Annotated in this window: 21 protein-coding genes and 1 riboswitch; of the genes, 19 read left to right on the top strand and 2 right to left on the bottom strand. The window is 36.2% G+C overall.

Translation table 11 applies throughout. The features are described 5' to 3' along the window. Positions 1-34: 34 nt before the first annotated feature. Positions 35-135, top strand: a riboswitch (purine riboswitch). 121 nt (positions 136-256) lie between these two features. From BR52_RS07375 to BR52_RS07365, 3 genes are all read left to right on the top strand, one after another. After that, the gene (locus BR52_RS07375; RefSeq protein ID WP_034570942.1) at positions 257-841 is read left to right on the top strand and encodes a xanthine phosphoribosyltransferase; all 585 of its coding nucleotides are present in this window, start codon (positions 257-259) and stop codon (positions 839-841) included. A 53-nt stretch (positions 842-894) separates the two neighbouring features. After that, complete coding sequence (locus BR52_RS07370) at positions 895-2157, top strand: nucleobase:cation symporter-2 family protein (RefSeq protein WP_236707175.1); 1263 nt, start codon at positions 895-897, stop codon at positions 2155-2157. Positions 2158-2248: 91 nt separating this feature from the next. Next, positions 2249-2794 (top strand): DUF2179 domain-containing protein, encoded by a 546-nt coding sequence (locus tag BR52_RS07365; RefSeq protein WP_034570936.1) that lies wholly within the window; start codon positions 2249-2251, stop codon positions 2792-2794. Between the two features lie 72 nt (positions 2795-2866). Here the strand turns inward: BR52_RS07365 and BR52_RS07360 are convergent, their stop codons facing one another. Continuing rightward, positions 2867-3313, bottom strand: a complete 447-nt coding sequence (locus tag BR52_RS07360; RefSeq protein ID WP_034570933.1) for a VOC family protein — start codon at positions 3311-3313, stop codon at positions 2867-2869. A gap of 117 nt (positions 3314-3430) precedes the next feature. On the opposite strand from BR52_RS07360, the gene BR52_RS07355 reads away from it, so the two are divergent. From BR52_RS07355 to tuf, 6 genes are all read left to right on the top strand, one after another. Beyond that, positions 3431-4369 carry a helix-turn-helix transcriptional regulator gene (locus BR52_RS07355; RefSeq protein ID WP_034570930.1) on the top strand — a complete coding sequence of 313 codons (939 nt, stop codon included), beginning with the start codon at positions 3431-3433 and terminating at the stop codon, positions 4367-4369. Positions 4370-4481: 112 nt separating this feature from the next. Then, positions 4482-4970 (top strand): 5-(carboxyamino)imidazole ribonucleotide mutase, encoded by a 489-nt coding sequence (purE, locus tag BR52_RS07350; protein WP_201785263.1) that lies wholly within the window; start codon positions 4482-4484, stop codon positions 4968-4970. Then, positions 4957-6084, top strand: coding sequence for a 5-(carboxyamino)imidazole ribonucleotide synthase (purK, locus tag BR52_RS07345; protein WP_174222329.1), 1128 nt, complete (start codon positions 4957-4959; stop codon positions 6082-6084). The genes purE and purK overlap by 14 nt, the downstream gene beginning before the upstream one ends. Before the next feature lie 14 nt (positions 6085-6098). Then, positions 6099-7397, top strand: coding sequence for an adenylosuccinate lyase (purB, locus tag BR52_RS07340; RefSeq protein WP_034570924.1), 1299 nt, complete (start codon positions 6099-6101; stop codon positions 7395-7397). A gap of 302 nt (positions 7398-7699) precedes the next feature. Beyond that, a complete protein-coding gene (locus BR52_RS07335) occupies positions 7700-8467 on the top strand; it encodes a DUF817 domain-containing protein (protein WP_034570921.1) in 768 nt (255 codons plus the stop codon). 123 nt (positions 8468-8590) lie between these two features. Next, entirely contained in the window at positions 8591-9778 is a 1188-nt protein-coding gene (gene tuf / locus BR52_RS07330) for an elongation factor Tu (RefSeq protein ID WP_034570918.1), read from the top strand. A 47-nt stretch (positions 9779-9825) separates the two neighbouring features. Here the strand turns inward: tuf and gloA are convergent, their stop codons facing one another. Further along, positions 9826-10206 (bottom strand): lactoylglutathione lyase, encoded by a 381-nt coding sequence (gloA, locus tag BR52_RS07325; protein ID WP_034570916.1) that lies wholly within the window; start codon positions 10204-10206, stop codon positions 9826-9828. A gap of 415 nt (positions 10207-10621) precedes the next feature. On the opposite strand from gloA, the gene purC reads away from it, so the two are divergent. From purC to BR52_RS07275, 10 genes are all read left to right on the top strand, one after another. Further along, positions 10622-11341 (top strand): phosphoribosylaminoimidazolesuccinocarboxamide synthase, encoded by a 720-nt coding sequence (purC, locus tag BR52_RS07320; RefSeq protein ID WP_034570913.1) that lies wholly within the window; start codon positions 10622-10624, stop codon positions 11339-11341. 27 nt (positions 11342-11368) lie between these two features. Beyond that, positions 11369-11617 carry a phosphoribosylformylglycinamidine synthase subunit PurS gene (purS, locus tag BR52_RS07315; RefSeq protein ID WP_034570911.1) on the top strand — a complete coding sequence of 83 codons (249 nt, stop codon included), beginning with the start codon at positions 11369-11371 and terminating at the stop codon, positions 11615-11617. Next, positions 11618-12292 (top strand): phosphoribosylformylglycinamidine synthase subunit PurQ, encoded by a 675-nt coding sequence (gene purQ / locus BR52_RS07310; RefSeq protein WP_034570908.1) that lies wholly within the window; start codon positions 11618-11620, stop codon positions 12290-12292. Further along, complete coding sequence (gene purL / locus BR52_RS07305; protein WP_034570905.1) at positions 12292-14520, top strand: phosphoribosylformylglycinamidine synthase subunit PurL; 2229 nt, start codon at positions 12292-12294, stop codon at positions 14518-14520. The genes purQ and purL overlap by 1 nt, the downstream gene beginning before the upstream one ends. Continuing rightward, positions 14505-15944: an amidophosphoribosyltransferase gene (gene purF / locus BR52_RS07300; protein ID WP_115588663.1), complete on the top strand. Its 1440-nt coding sequence runs from the start codon at positions 14505-14507 to the stop codon at positions 15942-15944. Before purL ends, purF begins: the two co-directional genes overlap by 16 nt. Positions 15945-15985: 41 nt before the next feature. Further along, the gene (gene purM / locus BR52_RS07295; protein WP_034570900.1) at positions 15986-17026 is read left to right on the top strand and encodes a phosphoribosylformylglycinamidine cyclo-ligase; all 1041 of its coding nucleotides are present in this window, start codon (positions 15986-15988) and stop codon (positions 17024-17026) included. A gap of 2 nt (positions 17027-17028) precedes the next feature. Next, positions 17029-17610: a phosphoribosylglycinamide formyltransferase gene (purN, locus tag BR52_RS07290; RefSeq protein WP_034570897.1), complete on the top strand. Its 582-nt coding sequence runs from the start codon at positions 17029-17031 to the stop codon at positions 17608-17610. 22 nt (positions 17611-17632) lie between these two features. Beyond that, a complete protein-coding gene (purH, locus tag BR52_RS07285) occupies positions 17633-19165 on the top strand; it encodes a bifunctional phosphoribosylaminoimidazolecarboxamide formyltransferase/IMP cyclohydrolase (RefSeq protein WP_034570894.1) in 1533 nt (510 codons plus the stop codon). A 71-nt stretch (positions 19166-19236) separates the two neighbouring features. Further along, complete coding sequence (gene purD / locus BR52_RS07280; RefSeq protein WP_034570891.1) at positions 19237-20505, top strand: phosphoribosylamine--glycine ligase; 1269 nt, start codon at positions 19237-19239, stop codon at positions 20503-20505. A 30-nt stretch (positions 20506-20535) separates the two neighbouring features. Beyond that, positions 20536-21183 carry a GntR family transcriptional regulator gene (locus BR52_RS07275; protein ID WP_034570888.1) on the top strand — a complete coding sequence of 216 codons (648 nt, stop codon included), beginning with the start codon at positions 20536-20538 and terminating at the stop codon, positions 21181-21183. Positions 21184-21215 lie beyond the last annotated feature (32 nt).

The following is a 21215-nucleotide window of genomic DNA, read 5'->3' as shown; positions in this document are numbered from 1 at the left end:
CATTAAAATAAAATTGGATTGTTGGTCTTTTGAGGAACATCCTTCAATAAAAACTTATATAATAGCCAAAATAAGGTTGGCGAGTATCTACCCAGAACCGTAAATTACTGGACTATAAGTAAAGAAATGAATGAACAGTTTGACTGTGTTTTTTCTTTGCTTTGGTAAAAAAAAGCAAAGGAAAGACACAGTTTTTATTTTTTTTAATTTAAGCACTAAATTTAGGCGATTTAACAAAAAAAGGAGTTTATCAAACATGAAATTATTAGAAGACCGTATTTTAACAGATGGCGTTGTCCTTGGGGAAGATGTATTGAAAGTAGACAATTTTTTAAATCATCAAATTGATCCAGTATTGATGCAAGAAATTGGCAATGAATTTGCACGTATTTTTAAAGGCCGAGGAATCAACAAAATAATTACTATCGAGTCTTCTGGTATCGCTCCAGCAGTATTTGCAGGACTTAAAATGGAAGTTCCTGTTATTTTTGCAAGAAAACATAAAAGTTTAACATTAACAGATAATTTATACAGTGCGAGTGTTTATTCTTTTACAAAAAACGTTACAAACGAAATTGCAGTGTCAAAAAACTTTTTAGATGCTTCTGATAATGTGTTATTGATTGATGATTTTCTAGCAAATGGACAAGCTGCAATTGGCTTGATTGATATTTGTAAACAAGCAGGTGCGAAGGTAAGCGGTATGGGAATCGTCATTGAAAAGTCTTTCCAAAAGGGTCGTCAAATTGTTGAAGAAAGTGGTGTTGATATTGCATCACTTGCTCGAATTGAAGCATTTGTGGATGGCAAAGTAACCTTTGTGAAAGAGGAGGAAGCGTAATCGTGTTATCTAATGGAAAAGCAGCAGCTTTAGGATTACAACATGTTTTAGCTATGTATGCTGGAGCGGTTATTGTACCTCTTTTAATAGGTGGAGCGTTAGGTTTTAATGAAACGCAAATGACGTATTTAGTTTCCATTGATATTTTTATGTGTGGTGTCGCGACGCTTCTACAATTAACAGTTAATAAATTTTTTGGAATTGGACTGCCGGTTGTATTGGGTTGTGCAATTCAAGCAGTATCCCCACTAATCTTGATTGGTTCTAACCAAGGAATTAGCGCAATGTATGGCTCAATCATTGTTGCAGGAATTTTTATTTTGTTAATTTCTGGTATTTTTTCAAAAATAAAACGATTTTTTCCACCGGTTGTAACCGGAACGGTAATTACTGTAATTGGTTTAACCTTGATTCCTGTTGCGATTGAAAAAATGGGTGGCGGATTAAAAACAGCTCCAAATTTTGGAGACAGTCAATTTTTAATTCTATCCTTTTTAACAGTAGCTGTTATTTTGGGTATACAAGTTTATGGAGTTGGATTTATGCGATCAATCGCCGTTTTAATTGGTTTACTGGTAGGAACGATTGTAGCTGCAATGATGGGGCTAGTAAGTCTATCTCCTGTTTTACATGCCTCTTGGTTTCATATGCCAACACCATTTTACTTTGGCACCCCAACATTTGAATGGTCTTCTATCGTGACGATGATTCTTATTTCGCTGGTGAGCATGGTAGAATCAACAGGTGTTTATTTTGCACTTGGTGAAATTACTGAAAAAGATATTAGCGAAGATGACTTGAAACGCGGCTATCGAGCTGAAGGTTTAGCTGTTTTATTAGGTGGAATTTTTAATACATTCCCCTATACCGGATTTTCTCAAAATGTAGGGCTAGTTCAATTGTCTGGTATTAAAAATCGTAAACCAATTTATTTTTCAGCTGGATTTTTGATTTTATTAGGATTATTACCTAAGATTGGCGCGATTGCAACTATTATTCCTGAACCAGTTCTTGGTGGAGCCATGTTGGTTATGTTTGGTATGGTTGCAATTCAAGGCATTCGTATGTTAGTGAAAGTTGATTTTATGGTAGATGCAAATCTGTTAATTGTTGCTGTGTCAATTGGATTGGGACTTGGGGTCACAGTTGTTCCTGATATCTTTAAGCAATTTCCTGCAACGGTACAATTATTTACTGGTAACGGTATTGTGGTCGCAAGTATCACGTCAATTGTATTGAATTTAATTTTAAACCCAAAAAGTTTGAAGCAAACCAGTCGAGTAGTTGGCAGTGAATTTGCTGAAACTGGAAAATAAAAATGAAAACAGTGAAGAGAATGATTTCTTTTCATTGTTTTTTTTGTTTCTTTTCTTTATCATGGAGGTTGTAAGGAAAGAAGGTTTTAAAATGGGAATTGATTTAAAAATGATTGGCATGATTTTTGTGATTAACTTTTGTTATATCACACTAAATACAATTCGGTTTATGCTAACGATGAAAGGGTATCGTTTAATAGCGCCAATCGTTAGTGTTTTTGAGATTACCATCTATGTTGTAGGACTAAGTATGGTCTTAAGTCGTCTGGATAACCCTTGGAATTTGGCAGCATATGCAATCGGTTATGGTGTCGGAATTGCAGTGGGCATTAAAATTGAGGAATACCTAGCTTTGGGTTATATTATGGTCACAGTAATTATTCCAGATGTGGAAAGCAATGTTCCAGAAGAATTAAGAGATTTGGGTTACGGGGTAACGATGAATTATGCCTATGGACGTGAAGGTGAGCGGATGATTTTAGAAATATTAAGTCCTCGTAAAACCGAAAGACTTCTCTATAAAGAAATTCATAAATTAGAACCAAAAGCATTTGTCATTTCTTATGAGCCTAAATACATCAGCGGTGGATTTTGGACAAAAAAAGTCCGAAAAAGAAGAAAAGCGATGCAAGATTAATGATTATATAAGGAAGTCAGACATGGAACAATGTCTGACTTTTTTAGTTGAAAAAAGATGGTTCAGCAGGGCTTATAAACGCTCATCATGGTTTAGCTGGATAAGAACCCCAAAAGGATCTTGAATAACGCCATAAGCCTCACTAAATGCATTGCTAGACAAAGGAACAATCACCTTTACTTGTGGTTCACTTACTAAATTAGTATAAAATTGTTGGATTTGTTGCAAATCAGCACTTTGAATACATAAAGAAAGATTGTTTCCAATTTGAAAAGGGCGTTCCAAGTTCATGCTTTCTTCAGCAATCATGACTTTGGTTTTGCCAATTGTTAAAACAGAGTGAGAAATAAACTGTTTATTTTCTTCGGTTACTAGGAGAGAAGAGTCACGCTCCGCCATTTCCTCATACGTAATTTTAAATTGTTCCTTGGCATGTAAGTGTTTTTTGTAAAAAGTGATTGCCTCTTGTGCTTTGCCATTCATTGAAAGAAAAATACCGATTTCTAACGTTTGATTCATTCTAAAAAACTCCTTTTTATTTTATTGATAATCGCTTCATTCAGTTGATTGATTATCTTGATTTCAGTATAGTAGATAAAGAGGTCAAAACATGACACCTTTTAAAGGAGCAGAAGAATGAAAAAATCAGAACGGTTAAATGATATGATTCGATACTTGAATGATCGCTCTTTCTTCAACTTGAAAGAACTAATGGAGCGTTATACTATTTCCAAAAGTACTGCACTTCGTGATGTGCGTTCTTTGGAAGAGTTGGGAATGCCCATTTATACTGAGTATGGGCGCTATGGGAAATATGGTATTTTGCAAAATAGACTCTTATCGCCAATTTTATTTACGATTGATGAAATTTATGCTCTTTATTTTGCGATGCTTACATTAGAAGCGTATCAATCCTCACCATTTCATTTAAGTGTAAAAAAATTGAATGAAAACTTTGAAAAATGTTTATCGAAAGATCAATGGCAACATCTTCATAAAATGAAGAAGGTTCTAAATTTTGAATCATACCCTCATCCTAATGTGAGTTCTTTTTTAGATCAAATTTTAGAAAGTATTTTAACTGGAAATGAGTGTACTGTTAGTTATTTAAAAGGAGAAGTGGAACAAGTTTATTCTGTCCAATTCTTTAAAATATCGGCTAAATTTGGACAATGGTATGTCAGTGGAATTAATTTGAAAACAAAGCGCATGATTGTTTTTAGAGGTGATAAAATAACTAGTTTTGATGTAGAAAATAGCCCTCCATCGTTTCTTTCAGAAGACTTATTACAGTTATCTATTCACCAACAGACGAAATTAGGAACAGATTTTGAAGTCGAGATAAAAGAACAAGCTAAGGATCTATTTTACAAAGAAAATTACCCATCTATGAAGCTGATTGAAACCGATAAAATTATAATTAAGGGAAGCTACCAACAGCATGAAGAGCCTTTTATTGCTAATTATTTATTACGATATGGAGAGACTATTTTGGCTATTAGGCCTCCAGCATTAAAAAAAATAGTTGAAAATAGAATAAACGAGTTAGCAAAATATTATCAAAACATAAAATAAGCTTAAAAGCGAACGATTTATTAAAAATTAGATATAATATTCGATAATAATTGACTCCTTTACATGGCCTTGTTAAAATCAAAGAGAAGAGATTGGATGAGGGGGAAATAAGTTGATCAATGAAGTCGCTGTTATCATGGGAAGTACTTCCGACTGGGAAACAATGCAATACGCGTGCAAAATTTTAGATGAATTTAAGGTTCCGTATGAAAAGAAAGTGGTTTCCGCTCATCGAACACCCGACTATATGTTTGAATTTGCAAAAACGGCTCGTTCTAAGGGGATTAAAGTAATTATTGCTGGTGCAGGAGGTGCGGCTCATCTACCAGGAATGGTGGCGGCAAAAACAACTTTACCTGTAATCGGAGTCCCAATTGAATCAAAAAGTTTAAAAGGAATGGACTCCCTTCTTTCAATTGTACAAATGCCAGCCGGTGTTCCAGTAGCAACGGTTGCGATTGGAAAACCAGGAGCCACAAACGCTGGATTATTAGCTTTACAAATGTTGTCAATGACAGATGAGGCAATTACTGATAAACTAAATAAGAGAAGAAAAGAAATAAAAGAAAAAGCAATGGAAAGTAGTGATGAACTTGTCTAATCTGATCGTTCCAGGAAAAACAATCGGAATCATTGGTGGAGGACAACTTGGGCGTATGATGACCTTATCAGCTAAAGAAATGGGTTATCGAGTAGGAGTCTTAGATCCAGAAGCCAACTGTCCAACCGCTCAAGTAGCAGACTGGCAAATTATAGCAAAATATAACGATGCAGAAGCATTAATGGAGTTAGCTTTAAAGTGTGATGTTATTACCTATGAATTTGAAAATGTTGACGTAGACGCATTAAGCAAAATTGAATCTATTGTGAAAGTTCCACAAGGTAGCGATTTATTATCTATTACACAAGATCGTTTATTAGAAAAAGCGTATCTAGAAGAAAATAATATCAATATTGCACCTTATGCGACAATTATTGATTTAGAAGATATTCGTTTAGCTATTGATAGTATTGGATTTCCTTGTGTTTTAAAAACCATTCGTGGCGGATATGATGGCAAGGGACAAGTCGTTTTATATAGCGAAGAAGACATTCCAAAATGTGAATTTTTACTACAAACAGGCATTTGTGTGCTAGAAGCATGGATTCCTTTTGAACGTGAGTGTTCCGTTATGGTGGCGCGAAACGAAGCAGAAGAAATTACCGTATTTCCAGTTGTAGAAAACTTGCATCGTAAAAATATTTTACATGAAACGATTGCTCCAGCAAGAATTCCTTTAGACGTTGCAGAAGAAGTTAAACGCGTCGCGATTGTGATTGCAGAAAAGTTAGAACTAGTGGGGGTCTTAGGCATTGAGTTATTTTTAACTTCAACGGGAACACTCTATGTTAACGAACTAGCGCCTCGTCCACACAATTCGGGACATTATTCAATTGAAGCTTGTACATTTTCACAATTTGATGCACACATTCGCGCAATTTGTGGATGGCCATTGCCCCAAGTTGAATTGCTTTCACCAGCAGTAATGGTGAATGTATTAGGAGAACAAATTGAAGAATCGTTATTTCAAATTTTATTAAAACCAGATTGGCATTTCCACTATTACGGAAAAGGAATTGCAAAACTAGGCCGTAAAATGGGACATATCACGATTTTAACAAAAGACATTGAACGAACATTAGAAACCATCGAAGATACTGGAATTTGGGAATAGGAGCGAATTAAACAATGATAGAACGTTATACAAGACCGGAAATGGGTAAATTATGGACAGATGAAAACCGTTATGATACTTGGCTAGAAGTCGAAATATTAGCAGACGAGGCATGGGCGGAACTAGGAGACATTCCAAAAGCTGATGTAGAAAAAATTCGTAAAAATGCTCGTTTCGACGTAGCGAGAATTTTAGAAATTGAGCAAGAAACAAGACACGATGTGGTAGCCTTTACCCGTGCAGTTTCAGAGTCACTTGGGGAAGAACGTAAATGGGTTCATTATGGTTTGACAAGTACAGACGTTGTCGACACAGCTTACGGTTATCAATTAAAACAAGTGAATGATGTTCTTCGTCAAGATTTGACTAACTTCTTAACGATTATTGGTGAAAAAGCGAAAGAACATAAAATGACTGTTATGATGGGAAGAACTCACGGAGTCCACGCTGAACCAACAACTTTTGGCTTGAAATTAGCTTTATGGTATTCCGAAATGAAACGCAATATTGAACGCTTTGAACATGCTGCAAAAGGTGTTGAAGCTGGGAAAATTAGTGGCGCTGTTGGAACCTTTGCGAATATTTCTCCCTTTGTTGAGGAATATGTATGTGATAAATTAGGGATAAGAGCGCAAGAAATCTCAACTCAAGTATTGCCTCGTGATTTACATGCAGAATACTTGTCTTCGATTGCATTAATTGCAACAAGTATCGAAAAATTTGCCACTGAAATTCGCGGTTTGCAAAAATCTGAAACTCGCGAAGTAGAAGAATTTTTTGCAAAAGGTCAAAAAGGTTCATCAGCAATGCCTCATAAGCGTAACCCAATTGGTTCAGAAAATATGAGCGGCTTAGCTCGTGTGATTCGAGGACATATGGTAACTGCTTATGAAAACGTAACGTTGTGGCATGAACGTGACATTTCACATTCATCTGCAGAACGGATTATTTTACCTGATGCAACGATTTTATTAGATTATATGTTAAACCGTTTTGGCAATATTGTGAAAAAATTGACAGTTTTCCCTGAAAATATGAAACGCAATATGGATGCAACATTTGGTTTGATTTACAGTCAACGAGTATTGTTGAAATTGATTGACAAAGGAATGAGCCGTGAAGGAGCCTATGATTTAGTTCAACCTAAAACAGCTATTTCATGGGACAATCAAGTACCATTCCGTCCATTATTAGAAGAAGATGCTGAAATTATGTCGATTCTATCAATGGAAGATTTAGATGATGCATTTGACTATCATTACCATTTAAAGAATGTTGATACAATTTTTGATCGAGTTGGTTTAAATAAATAAACTAAAAACTTCCCTTCTTTAGGGAAGTTTTTTTTATTAAAAAAAAAGCCACCTGAATTAAATCAGATGACTAAAAGGAGTTGGTTCTTTACTTTGGAGGAGTAAAGAATGAAAAAATAAAAAAGTTGGTTGTTGTTTGATTATAAAGATAGTATAAGCAATAAATATGACGAAATAATGATTAAATTGGTACGAATATGTAAAAAAAGTGTGAATTTTTTTTGAATTTATCCTAAATTTAGTTTTCTCTTAGTTCTTTCTTTAGAATAAAACGCGAAAATAGAAGCGAAGGAAGTGGGCATATGAAGGTTGTTAAAGGGATTTTACAGTTTACTTATCAGCAAATACAGTGTTGTTTATTTCCGATAATTATTGTTATATCACTTGGACTAACGAAATACATATCAATTGGAATGATTCCTCGATACGATCTGTTGTTGCTAATTTGTATCTTTACACAAATCACACTGCTTTATTTTAAATTAGAAACCAAGGATGAATTAAAGGTTATTATGTTATTTCACATTATTGGATTAGTATTAGAAATTTACAAAGTTCAATTTGGATCATGGAGTTATCCAGGTGCTGGTTTTTGGAAGATTGGTGGTGTGCCATTGTACAGTGGTTTTATGTATTCAAGTATAGGGAGCTATATTTGTAAAGCATGGAAGGTTTTTGATTTGAAAATGAGTACGTGGCCAAATACTAAAGTAGTTATTTTATTATGCAGCCTGATTTATCTGAATTTTTTTACCCACCATTTTATGGTTGATTTGCGTTGGTTTTTAATTGTAGCAGTATTTTATTTATTTTATCCTACATGGGTGTATTTTACAGTCGGTGAAAGTCGCCTGAAAATGCCGCTAAGCTTTTCTTTTCTATGCATTGCCTTCTTTATCTGGGTAGCAGAAAATATTGCCAGTTTTTTTGGTGCGTGGGCTTATCCAGATCAATTAAAACAATGGCGCTTCGTACATCTTGGGAAAATAACAAGTTGGTATCTACTGATTATTATCAGTATCATGATTGTTGCGCAACTAAAGATGACTAAAAATGAACTGAAAAAATAAGCTTACAAATAATAAGCGAAAATACTTGCTATTTTTCTTGAATGGGTGTATAACTATCTTAAGAGTTGGTCAGTGATAGTCAGACTCTTAATCAAGAACATTAACCAAGGAGGTTTGTAAGTTATGGCAAAACAACATTATGAAAGAACAAAAGAACATGTAAACATTGGAACAATTGGACACGTCGATCACGGGAAAACAACATTAACAGCGGCAATCACATCAGTTTTAGCGAAAAAAGGTCTTGCAAATCCTCAAGATTACGCTAGTATTGATGCTGCCCCAGAAGAACGCGAAAGAGGAATTACCATTAATACAGCTCATGTAGAGTATGAAACAGAAAAACGCCACTATGCTCATATAGATGCACCAGGACACGCAGATTACGTAAAAAACATGATTACTGGAGCTGCACAAATGGATGGCGCAATTTTAGTGGTATCTGCAACAGATGGTCCTATGCCACAAACACGTGAACATATTTTGCTTTCACGTCAAGTTGGAGTAGAAGATTTGATTGTTTTCATCAATAAAGAAGATTTAGTCGATGATCCAGAATTAACCGATTTAGTTGAAATGGAAATTCGTGAATTATTAACAGAATATAAATACCCAGGTGATGACATCCCTGTGATTCGTGGTTCTGCTTTAAAAGCATTAGAAGGAGATCCAGCAGCAGAAGCAAAAATTATGGAATTGATGGATACTGTTGACAGCTATATCCCAACACCAGATCGTGATAATGCAAAACCATTCTTAATGCCAATTGAAGATGTCTTTACGATTACAGGTCGAGGAACTGTCGCAAGTGGTAGAATCGATCGCGGTACCGTTAAAGTTGGCGATGAAGTCGAATTAATTGGATTATTCCCTGAAACGAAGAAAACAACCGTGACAGGAATTGAAATGTTCCGTAAAACACTTGATTTTGGAGAAGCAGGCGACAATGTTGGAATTCTATTGCGTGGTATCGGTCGTGAAGAAATTGAACGTGGTCAAGTATTAGCAAAACCGGGTAGTATTACACCTCATACAAAATTTAAAGGTGAAGTATATGTCTTGTCTAAAGAAGAAGGAGGACGTCATACCCCATTCTTTAATAATTACCGCCCACAATTCTATTTCCACACGACTGATGTAACTGGAGTGATTGAACTTCCAGCAGGAACTGAAATGGTGATGCCTGGCGATAATGTAACAATTGATGTAAGCTTAATTGCACCTATCGCCGTTGAAATGGGAACGAAATTCTCCATTCGCGAAGGTGGTAGAACCGTCGGTGCAGGAGTTGTAACTGAAATTGAAGATTAAACAAAAAAAGACACTTTTGAAGAAAATTCAAAAGTGTCTTTTTTTGTTTAATTAGGAATAACTTCGATTTTATAACCATCTGGATCTGTAATAAAATAATAGCCAAATTCCAAACCAGGCAATCCTTTGAAATCTGTGACATTCAAACCAGCTGCCACTTGTTTTTCATGAAGCTCTTTAATATTATCCACGCCAATAGCAATATGACCATAGCCATTCCCTAAGTCGTAAGCCGTTTCTTGGTCATAATTATAAGTTAGCTCCAACTCATAGTCACTGTTATCAAAAGCGAGATAAACCAGTGTAAATTGATGCTCTGGAAAATCAAGACGACGACTTTCTTTTAAACCCAGTACATTTGTGTAAAAATCAAGAGATTTATCTAAATCTTTAACACGGATACAAGTGTGTAACATTTTTGAAGACATATCGGCAACTCCTTTAAAATTTAATTATTCTTTGTATTTAGGATACAGGGAAATAGAAGAGAAAACAAGAGATGCGCTCAGTTTTATACGGATTATAAAAGTTGAAATATTGGCGAATAAAAAGAATGATGTTGATGCTAGAAGTCAAAATCAATCTTTTTGTAGAGCCTTTTTTTAGTATGTCGAACTAAACGATTATCGGTTTAACCATGCTAATTTAATGTAATAGGAGTTTATAAAAGAGAAAAACGCTTCAATGCGAACGATTCCAATATTAAAAGTTTTTAATGTTCGTTATTTAAGTTGACATCGAATTGGTAGATTGTTAAAATGAATATGTGTTTAAGACGAACGATTTATAGTTTCGTTCCTTAGATTGTTCATTTGTGAGAAAATGTTAATTGGAGGTCTTTTTTTGGAAAAGCAGGAGCTTTTATATGAAGGGAAAGCAAAAAAATTATATAAGACAAGTGAATCAGATGTGATATGGGTTGAATATTTAAACCAAGCAACAGCATTAAATGGGAAAAAAAAGGATTTGATTCAAGGCAAGGGTGAATTGAATAACCAAATTACAAGTCTTCTTTTTAGCCTGTTAAAAGAAGCAGGTGTTCACAATCACTTTATAAAAAAACTGTCAAAAACCGAACAATTAATTGAGTCAGTTACAATGTTTCCTTTAGAGGTCGTTCTAAGAAATATTTCTGCTGGAAGTTTTTCAAAAAGATTTGGCGTGAAGGAAGGAACTCCTTTAGCTAATCCAATCATTGAATTTTACTTAAAGGACGACAAGCTAGACGATCCGATGATGAATGAGGAACATATTCAATTATTAGAGCTAACAACAGCAGAAGAAATCAAAAAAATTAAAAAAATGACATTAGAAGTAAATACAGCCTTACAAAAAGTATTTAAGAAAATCGATATCCAATTGATTGATTTTAAACTAGAATTTGGCAAACAAGCAGATGGAAACATTCTACTAGCTGATGAAATATCTCCTGATACTTGCCGCTTATGGGATGTGAAAACAGGCGAACATTTAGATAAAGACGTTTATCGCCGGGACTTAGGGAATCTAGTTCCCGTCTATCAAGAAGTATTCGAACGTTTGTTAAAACTTGAATCAATCTAAAAAACTAATAAAAAGGGAGTTGCTGATATGTATTTTGTAAAAGTTTATGTCACTTATAAACAATCGGTTTTAGATCCACAAGGAGAGGCCGTAAAAGGGGCCGTTCATCGTTTAGGCTATCAAGAGATTGAAGAAATTCGAATCGGAAAATATTTTGAAATTAAAGTGAAGAAAACGACTCGACCAGTTCAAGAAACCATCGAAGAAATTTGTGATAAATTACTCAGCAACGTTGTGATGGAAAGCTATCGTTACGAAATACAGGAGGAAAACTAAATGAAATTTGCAGTCATTGTTTTTCCAGGTTCTAACTGTGATGTGGATATGCTGACGGCGATAACAGATTGTTTAGGAGAGGAAGCAGAGTATGTTCGCCACGATGAAACCAGTTTAGCAGGATTTGACGGTGTTTTATTACCAGGAGGTTTTTCTTATGGTGATTATTTAAGGTGTGGCGCAATTGCACGCTTTTCTTCGATTATGAGTGAAGTCATCCGTTTTGCAAATGAAGGCAAACCTGTTTTTGGAACATGCAATGGGTTTCAAATTTTATTGGAAGCAGGCTTGTTACCAGGTGCGTTACGTCGTAATGAATCTTTACATTTTGTGTGTAAAACAGTCGAATTGGTAGTTAATAATCAAACACCGTTTACATCTTGTTACCAAGCGAATGAAACCATTCAGATTCCAATTGCCCATGGGGAAGGGAATTATTATTGCGATGAAGCGACATTAAAAGAATTACAAGAAGATCATCAAATTGTGTTTACTTACGGAAATGAAAATCCAAATGGAAGTATTGCGAATATTGCAGGCATTATCAATAAAGAAGGAAATGTGCTAGGCATGATGCCTCATCCAGAAAGAGCGGTTGAACAATTACTAGGTTCCGATGATGGCTTAAATTTCTTTAAATCAATGATAAAGAACTTTAGAAAGGTGACAAACTAATGACAACAATCCAATACACAGAGCCGACAGCAGAAGAAATTAAAGAGCAAAAAATTTACCAGCAATGGGGCCTAACGGATGAAGAATACACAATGATTAGCGAGGAAATCTTAAAACGTTTGCCTAATTACACAGAAACAGGTCTTTTTTCAGTGATGTGGAGTGAACATTGCTCTTATAAAAATTCAAAACCAGTTTTACGTAAATTTCCAACTACAGGAAAACAGGTTTTACAAGGACCTGGTGAAGGTGCTGGAATTGTCGATATCGGAGACAATCAAGCGGTTGTGTTTAAGGCGGAAAGTCACAATCATCCTTCTGCCGTGGAGCCTTATGAAGGAGCAGCAACAGGTGTTGGTGGAATTATTCGTGATATTTTCAGTATGGGGGCAAGACCCATTGCTATTTTAGATTCCCTACGCTTTGGCGAGCTAACTAACGAGCGAACAAAATATTTGTTTGAAGAAGTTGTAGCGGGCATTGCAGGCTATGGAAATTGTATTGGAATTCCAACAGTCGGTGGCGAAATTGCTTTTGATGATTGCTATGCAGGAAATCCACTTGTGAATGCTATGTGTGTAGGTTTGATTGATCATAAAGACATTCAAAAAGGACAAGCTAAAGGAATAGGGAATTCTATCATGTATGTTGGAGCTAAAACAGGGCGAGATGGCATTCATGGCGCGACCTTTGCTTCTGAAGAATTCAATGATGAAGAAGAAACCAAACGTTCTGCCGTTCAAGTAGGCGATCCTTTTATGGAAAAACTGTTATTAGAAGCCTGTTTAGAGTTAATTTACGATTATCAAGAAATTTTAGTTGGGATTCAAGATATGGGGGCAGCTGGGCTCGTTTCGTCAAGTGCAGAAATGGCTTCTAAAGCGGGGAGTGGCTTGATTCTTAATTTAGATGACGTACCACAAAGAGAGACACAGATGACGCCTTATGAAATGATGCTTTCTGAATCACAAGAGCGTATGCTGATTTGTGTGAAAAAAGGGGAAGAAAACCAAGTAGTTGAGCTATTTAAAAAATATGAATTAGATGCTGTAACAATTGGAGAAGTGACAGACGATGGCATGTATCGACTGTATCATAAAGGAAGCCTAGTGGCTGATTTACCTGTAGATGCTTTAGCAGAAGATGCTCCAACTTATTATAAACCTTACACTGAACCAGCTAGAATCCAAGCTTTTAAGGAGATGGAAGATTATCAACCAGAAGCTAATTCGTTTATCGATACACTAAAAAAGCTGCTACAACAACCCACAATTGCTTCTAAAAAATCTGTTTTTGAAAAATATGATTCAATGGTTCGTACCAATACAGTGGTGGGACCAGGAAGTGACGCAGCCATTTTACGCGTTCGGGGAACGGATAAAGCCATTGCAATGACAACGGATTGCAATGCACGTTACTTGTATTTAAATCCTGAAGTAGGTGGACAAATTGCGGTTGCCGAAGCAGCTCGAAATATAGTGTGTAGTGGAGGGAAGCCTCTAGCAATTACAGATTGCTTGAATTACGGAAACCCCGATAAACCAGAGATTTTCTGGGAATTATGGACGTCAGCTGACGGAATTTCAAAAGCATGTGAAGTTTTAGATACTCCTGTAATATCAGGAAATGTATCCATGTATAATGAATTTAATGGCCAAGCCGTTTATCCAACTCCAGTGATTGGAATGGTTGGTTTAGTAGAAAAATTAGCGCACATAACAACACAAGGCTTTAAACAAGCAGGCGACTATATTTATGTCATTGGAAATACCAAAGCGGATTTTAATGGTTCTGAATTACAAAAAATGGAATTAGGAAAAATTGAAGGAAAGTTAATGGACTTCGATTTAGCAGTCGAGCAAAATCGCCAAGCTAAAGTACTGGCAGCCATTCAAGCAGGTTTAGTTGAAAGTGCTCATGATACGAGTGAGGGTGGTCTAGCAGTTGCGTTAAGCGAGTGTGCGTTTGAAAATGAAGTAGGAATCGATGTGGCGGTTGACTTGCCAGATATGTGGCTATTCTCAGAAACGCAATCACGATTTGTGCTTTCCGTTAAGCAAGAAAATGCAGCAGCTTTTTCAAAACTGATGGGAGAAGAGGCTGTTTTAATCGGAGAAGTCACAGCTGAACCAATCGTGACAATGAAGACCCAACAAGGAACTTATCAAGTAGCAACAAATGAACTAAGACAACTATGGGAGAAGGCGATTCCGTGCTTACTGAAGTAAAAAGTTTAAACGAAGAGTGTGGTGTTTTTGGTGTTTGGGGTCATCCAGAGGCTGCACGCTTAAACTATTTTGGATTACACAGTTTACAGCATCGAGGGCAAGAAGGTGCTGGCATCGTGGCAAATCATCAAGGCGCATTAAAAGGCCATCGAAACGTCGGCTTGATTTCAGAAGTCTTTAAAGATGAGAGAGAGCTAGAGCGTTTAAAAGGCGATTCAGCAATCGGCCATGTTCGCTATGGGACAGCTGGTAGTGGAGGGATCAATAATATCCAGCCTTTTTTGTTTAAATTTTATGACGAAGAGATTGCTTTAGCTCATAACGGCAATTTAATTAATGCCAAAAGTTTACGGTTAGAACTAGAACAGGCAGGTGCAATTTTTCATTCCAATTCGGATACAGAAGTTTTAATGCACTTGATTCGTCGAAGTAAGGAAGCCCAATTTATTGATAAATTAAAAGAAAGCCTTAAAACCGTTAAAGGGGGATTTGCTTATATATTAATGACAAGTGATGCGATGATTGGAGCACTTGATCCAAACGGGTTTAGACCTCTTTCAATCGGACAAATGAAAAACGGAGCCTATGTGTTAGCAAGTGAAACCTGCGCACTAGACGTTGTTGGAGCAAACTTTGTCAGACAGGTGATGCCTGGTGAGATTGTCATTATTAATGACGAAGGGTACACCATTGAAACGTACACAGATGACACCACAATGGCAATTTGTTCAATGGAATATATTTATTTTGCGAGACCAGATTCTGATATTGCCGGTGTGAATGTGCATACGGCTCGAAAAAATATGGGACGTAGATTGGCAGAAGAAGCGCCAATTGATGCAGATATTGTGATTGGTGTACCGAATTCTTCCCTATCTGCTGCTAGCGGATACGCTGAGAAAAGTGGCATTCCATATGAAATGGGTTTAATTAAAAATCAATATATTGCTAGAACTTTTATTCAACCAACACAAGAATTAAGAGAACAGGGAGTTCGTATGAAGCTGTCGGCTGTTCGAGGTGTTGTAGCTGGTAAAAAAGTGGTGATGGTAGATGATTCAATCGTTCGTGGAACGACAAGTCGCCGTATTGTGCAACTTTTAAAGGAAGCTGGAGCAAAGGAAGTTCATGTTCGCATTGCTTCTCCGCCATTACGCTATCCTTGTTTCTATGGAATCGACATTCAGACTAGAGAAGAATTGATAGCAGCCAATCATTCCGTTTCAGAAATTAAAGACTTAATCTTTGCAGATAGCTTATCTTTTTTAAGTGAAGAAGGATTGATTGAATCGATTGGTTTAAATTTTGATGCACCTTATTCTGGATTATGTATGGCCTACTTTAATGGCGATTTTCCAACAGATTTATATGATTATGAAGCAGATTACCTCAAATCATTAGGAACAGCACCGGTACTTAAATAAAAATGGTATCAAAAAGCAAAGAATTTGGAGGGAATTAGATAATGGCAAATGCTTATTCAAAAGCAGGAGTAGACGTTGAGGCTGGATATGAAACCGTTGAACGCATTCAAAAACATGTGAAAAAAACAGAACGCAAAGGTGTTATGGATGTAATTGGTGGATTTGGTGGTTGCTTCGATTTAACCCAATTAAATGTAAAGGAACCTGTTTTGGTTTCAGGTACAGATGGGGTTGGAACAAAGTTAATGATTGCTATTCAACAAGATCAACATGACACAATTGGAATTGATTGTGTGGCAATGTGTGTAAACGATATTGTGGCCCAAGGAGCAGAACCTCTTTATTTTTTAGATTATATAGCGACAGGAAAAAATGTTCCTGCTCGTTTGGAAAAAGTAGTTGCAGGTGTAAGTGAAGGGTGCATTCAAGCAGGAGCTGCTTTGATTGGTGGCGAAACTGCAGAAATGCCTGGTATGTACAACGATGATGACTATGATCTAGCTGGTTTTGCTGTTGGTGTAGCAGAAAAAAAGCAATTGATAAAAAAAGCGGATATTAAAGAAGAGGACGTTTTGATAGGTATTGCTTCAAGTGGGATTCATTCAAACGGGTATTCATTAGTTCGTAAGGTGTTTTTTGAACAAAATGAGTTTGATTATGACTCGATATTACCTGAATTAAAAGGTGAACCATTAGGTTCCGTCTTGTTAACACCCACTAAAATTTATGTTAAAGCGTTGCTTCCATTAATCAAAGAAAGAAAAATTCATGGAATCGCTCATATAACTGGTGGCGGGTTTGTTGAAAATATTCCACGGATGCTTCCTAATAATTTAGCTGCCCATGTGCAGTTGGGAAGTTGGGATGTATTGCCTATTTTTCAAGCATTGCAACTTTACGGTACTATTCCTGCTCATGAGATGTACGAGATCTTCAATATGGGGATAGGAATGGTAATTGCTGTTTCAAAAGATGACGTTAAAAGCGTTTTAGAACAATTGAAAAAGGCCGGAGAAACAGCTTCAGTTATTGGATGGATTACGAAACGAACGGATGAAGCATTGATTTTAGAAGAGGTGTAGGGATGAAAATAGCCGTTTTTGCTTCTGGAAACGGAAGTAATTTTGAAGCGATTGCGAAAAGCATGAATCAAGGAGAAATTGAAGGTGCGATTGTGTTGGTTTTTTCTGACCGCACAGATGCGTATGTTTTAGAGCGAGCAAAAAGCTTACAAATTCCAGTTCGGTCTTTTTCACCGAAACAATTTGCAAATAAAGTTGAATATGAAAGAGAAATTTTAAAAGAACTGGAAGCAAAAGAAGTGGAGTTGCTTGTTTTAGCAGGATATATGCGTTTGATTGGTCCAACTTTACTAAATGCTTATCCAAATCGTATTTTAAATATCCATCCTGCCTTACTTCCTGAATTTCCAGGATTGCATGGCATTCGAGATGCTTTTGAAGCAGGAGTTAAGCAAACTGGCGTGACGGTACACTATGTTGATAATGGCGTGGATACAGGTCCCATTTTAGCTCAAAAAAGAGTTAATATAGAAGAAAATGAAACATTAGCAAGTTTGGAATTAAAAATCCATCAAGCAGAACATCAGCTTTATCCAGAAGTGGTTCAAGAAGTCATTCAGGCGATTAAAAAAACTGAAAATTAAACATAAAGGGGCGTTTTTCAAAATGAAAAGAGCGTTAATCAGTGTGTCAGATAAAGCAGGAATTGTTGAATTTGCAAAAGCATTAGTTGAAAATCAAGTAGAGATTATTTCAACAGGTGGCACAAAGCAAGTTTTAGTAGAGGCGGGAATTCCAACGATTGGGATTGAGGAAGTTACCAACTTCCCTGAAATGATGGATGGCAGAGTTAAAACCTTACATCCGTTAATTCATGGTGGTTTGCTAGGACGTAGAGACTTAGTGAGTCATACAAATGCAATGGAGGAGTATGGCATTCAACCAATTGACTTCGTTTGTGTAAATCTTTATCCCTTTAAAGAAACCATTCTGAAAAAAGATGTGACGACAGCAGATGCGATTGAAAATATTGATATTGGTGGGCCTAGTATGCTTAGAAGCGGAGCGAAAAATTACGCCTCGGTTACTGTTGTAGTAGATCCTGCTGACTATGCTCTTGTGATTGCCGAATTGACAGAAAATGGTGGAACAACTTTAAAAACAAGAGAGCGTTTAGCTGCCAAAGTATTTCGTCATACTGCTAGTTATGATGCACTGATTGCGAACTATCTAACAGATTTAGTTGGAGAAGAGGCGCCTGAAAAAGTAACATTTACTTATGATCGTAAGCAAAGTCTTCGCTATGGTGAAAACAGTCATCAAAAAGCTAGTTTTTATGAAGACCCTTTAACGGTTGATTTTTCAATTGCGAATGCAAAACAAATTCACGGCAAGGAACTGTCTTATAATAATATTAAAGATGCGGATGCTGCGATTCGAATTGCAAGAGAGTTTAGTGAACCAGTAGCGGTAGCAGTGAAACATATGAACCCATGTGGTGTTGGAATTGGAGAAACAATTTATGAAGCATTTGAACACGCCTATCAAGCAGATAAAGTCTCCATTTTTGGTGGGATTATTGTGCTAAATCGCGAAGTAGATCTTGCAACAGCTGAAAAATTACACACTATTTTCTTAGAAATTATTATTGCTCCAAGCTATACGAAGGAAGCCTTAGCATGTCTAACCAAGAAAAAAAATCTCCGTTTGATGACCTTGAATTTTGAACAGCCGGTTGTAAAAGGTACAGAACAAGTGAGTGTGCTAGGTGGACTACTTATTCAAGAACAAGATTTATTATTAGGAGAAGCTCCTGAATGGGACGTTGTAACGGAAAGAATACCGACAGTTGAAGAATTAAAAGCAATGGAATTTGCATGGAAAGTTATGAAACATGTGAAAAGCAATGCGATTGTAGTAGCAAATGACCACCATACATTAGGGATTGGTGCAGGCCAAATGAACCGAGTAGGATCTGTTAAGATTGCGTTAGAACAGGCTGCTGGAAAATTAGAAGGAGCAGTTCTAGCAAGTGATGCGTTCTTCCCAATGAGTGACAGTGTTGAATATGCGGCAACACATGGAATTGAAGCGATTATTCAGCCAGGCGGAAGTATTAAAGATCAAGAATCAATTGAAATGGCAAATAAATATGGCGTCACAATGGTCTTTACAAAGGTTAGACATTTTAGACACTAATAAAACCTGCCTTTACTAGTTTTAGTAAAGGCTTTTGCATTCTTATAAAATCAATCAAAGGCGGGATAATAATGAAGGTACTTGTAATTGGTAGTGGAGGAAGAGAACACGCGATATGTAAAAAATTAGCAGCAAGCCCGAAAGTATCAACTGTTTATTGCGCAAAAGGAAATGAAGGGATGCAACAAGACGGCATTCAGCTTGTTGATATTGAAGAAAACAATCACGCAGCGTTGATAGAGTTCGCTAAAAAAGAACGGATTAATTGGACCTTTGTGGGGCCAGAAACGCCATTAATGAATGGAATTGTGGATGATTTTCTTGCAGCAGGATTGAAAATATTTGGACCAACTAAAAAAGCAGCTTTAATTGAAGGTTCAAAAGATTTTGCTAAACAGCTAATGACAACTTACCAAATTCCAACAGCAGCTTACCAAACATTTACAGATTATGAACAAGCTTTATGTTATGTAGAAGAAAAAGGAACGCCAATTGTCATTAAGGCAGACGGATTAGCAGCTGGAAAAGGGGTCGTAGTTGCTGAAGATATGAATGTCGCAACGTTAGCATTAAAAGATATGTTGTTAGATGGGAAATTTTCAGGAGCAGAAAAGCGAGTAGTCATTGAAGAATTTTTAAGTGGCGAAGAATTCTCATTATTGGCGTTTGTAAGCAATAATAAAATTTATCCAATGCCGATTGCCCAAGACCACAAGCGAGCTTATGAAGGAGATAAAGGACCTAACACAGGAGGGATGGGAGCCTATTCACCTGTTCCACAAATCCCCGAGAGCATGATTGAAGAAGCTGTTGAAAAAGTTTTAAAACCTGCCGTACAAGGAATGCGTTCTGAAGAAAGAGAATTCACTGGGATTTTATATGCAGGCCTTATTGCTTCTGAAAAGGGAGTCAAGGTAATTGAATTCAATGCTCGATTTGGAGACCCAGAAACGCAAGTTGTCTTAAATCGCTTAACAAGTGATTTTGCACAACTCATTGATGATTTATTAAATAATCAAGTTCCAGTTGTTGAATGGCAAAAAAAAGGATATGATATTGGCATTGTCATTGCAAGTGATGGGTATCCAGAAGCCTATCAAAAAGAAATAATACTACCTGATTTAACGAAACTTGAAGAGGTACAAGTTTATTATGCAGGAGTCAAAAAAAATAAAACTGGAAATTTAGTTTCAAATGGTGGTAGAATCTATTTAATAGAAGCTCAAGGTAATACCTTAAAGGAAGCTGCAGATAAAGCTTATCAGCAATTGAAAGCAGTGGATACTGAAGGAACCTTTTATCGAATGGATATCGGGAAAAAAGCAATGAAACAGAATTGAAATAAATACTGAAGTTGGTGGGAATTCATTATGCCTAGGTCGAAAAACTTAGAAAAAGTTGCGTATCATTATTTAAAGGAACAGATTCAATCAAAAGAATGGTTGCCACAAACGCATATCACAGAACAAAAGATTTCAACTTGTTTAGGAATTAGTAGGACGCCTATTCGAAATGCTTTTTTAAAGCTACAAGAAGAGGGCTATTTAACGATTATTCCTCATAAAGGTGCAGTGGTAACAGAACCTAAAATTAAATTTAAAGAATACGCTGACCGACTAGAGTATATTGAATTGATGATTGTTCATCAACTTCATTTTATAGAACTAAAAGAGATTCAACTTGACTTTCCTAAATTAGATTGTTTATTGAATCAGATGATCGCCTGTATTGAACAAGGTGACGTTCAGTTATATGACGAAAAAGAGCGTCAACTGATTCGTGTGTTTTTACAAAGCGGGAAAAATGATTACATGATGAGTAGTGTTATGGATACGATTCGTAGTCTTCACCAACAAAAAGACTCTGAATTAGCCTATATATTGAAAAAAAATATTCCTAAAAAAATTCATCACTATTCTCTAATTGTAGATCTTCTAAGAAAAAAACAATTTGGACTGGCTAGAAAACAAGTCCGAATCGCAGTTAATCAGTTAGTACTAAGTGTTTTAAATGATTAAAATTTAACTAAGAATTTTCTATTATATGAATT

The sequence above is a fragment of the Carnobacterium divergens DSM 20623 genome, from assembly GCF_000744255.1.
In the GTDB taxonomy this organism is placed as follows: Bacteria; Bacillota; Bacilli; order Lactobacillales; family Carnobacteriaceae; genus Carnobacterium; species Carnobacterium divergens.
This window is presented reverse-complemented; position numbering and strand designations above follow the sequence as displayed.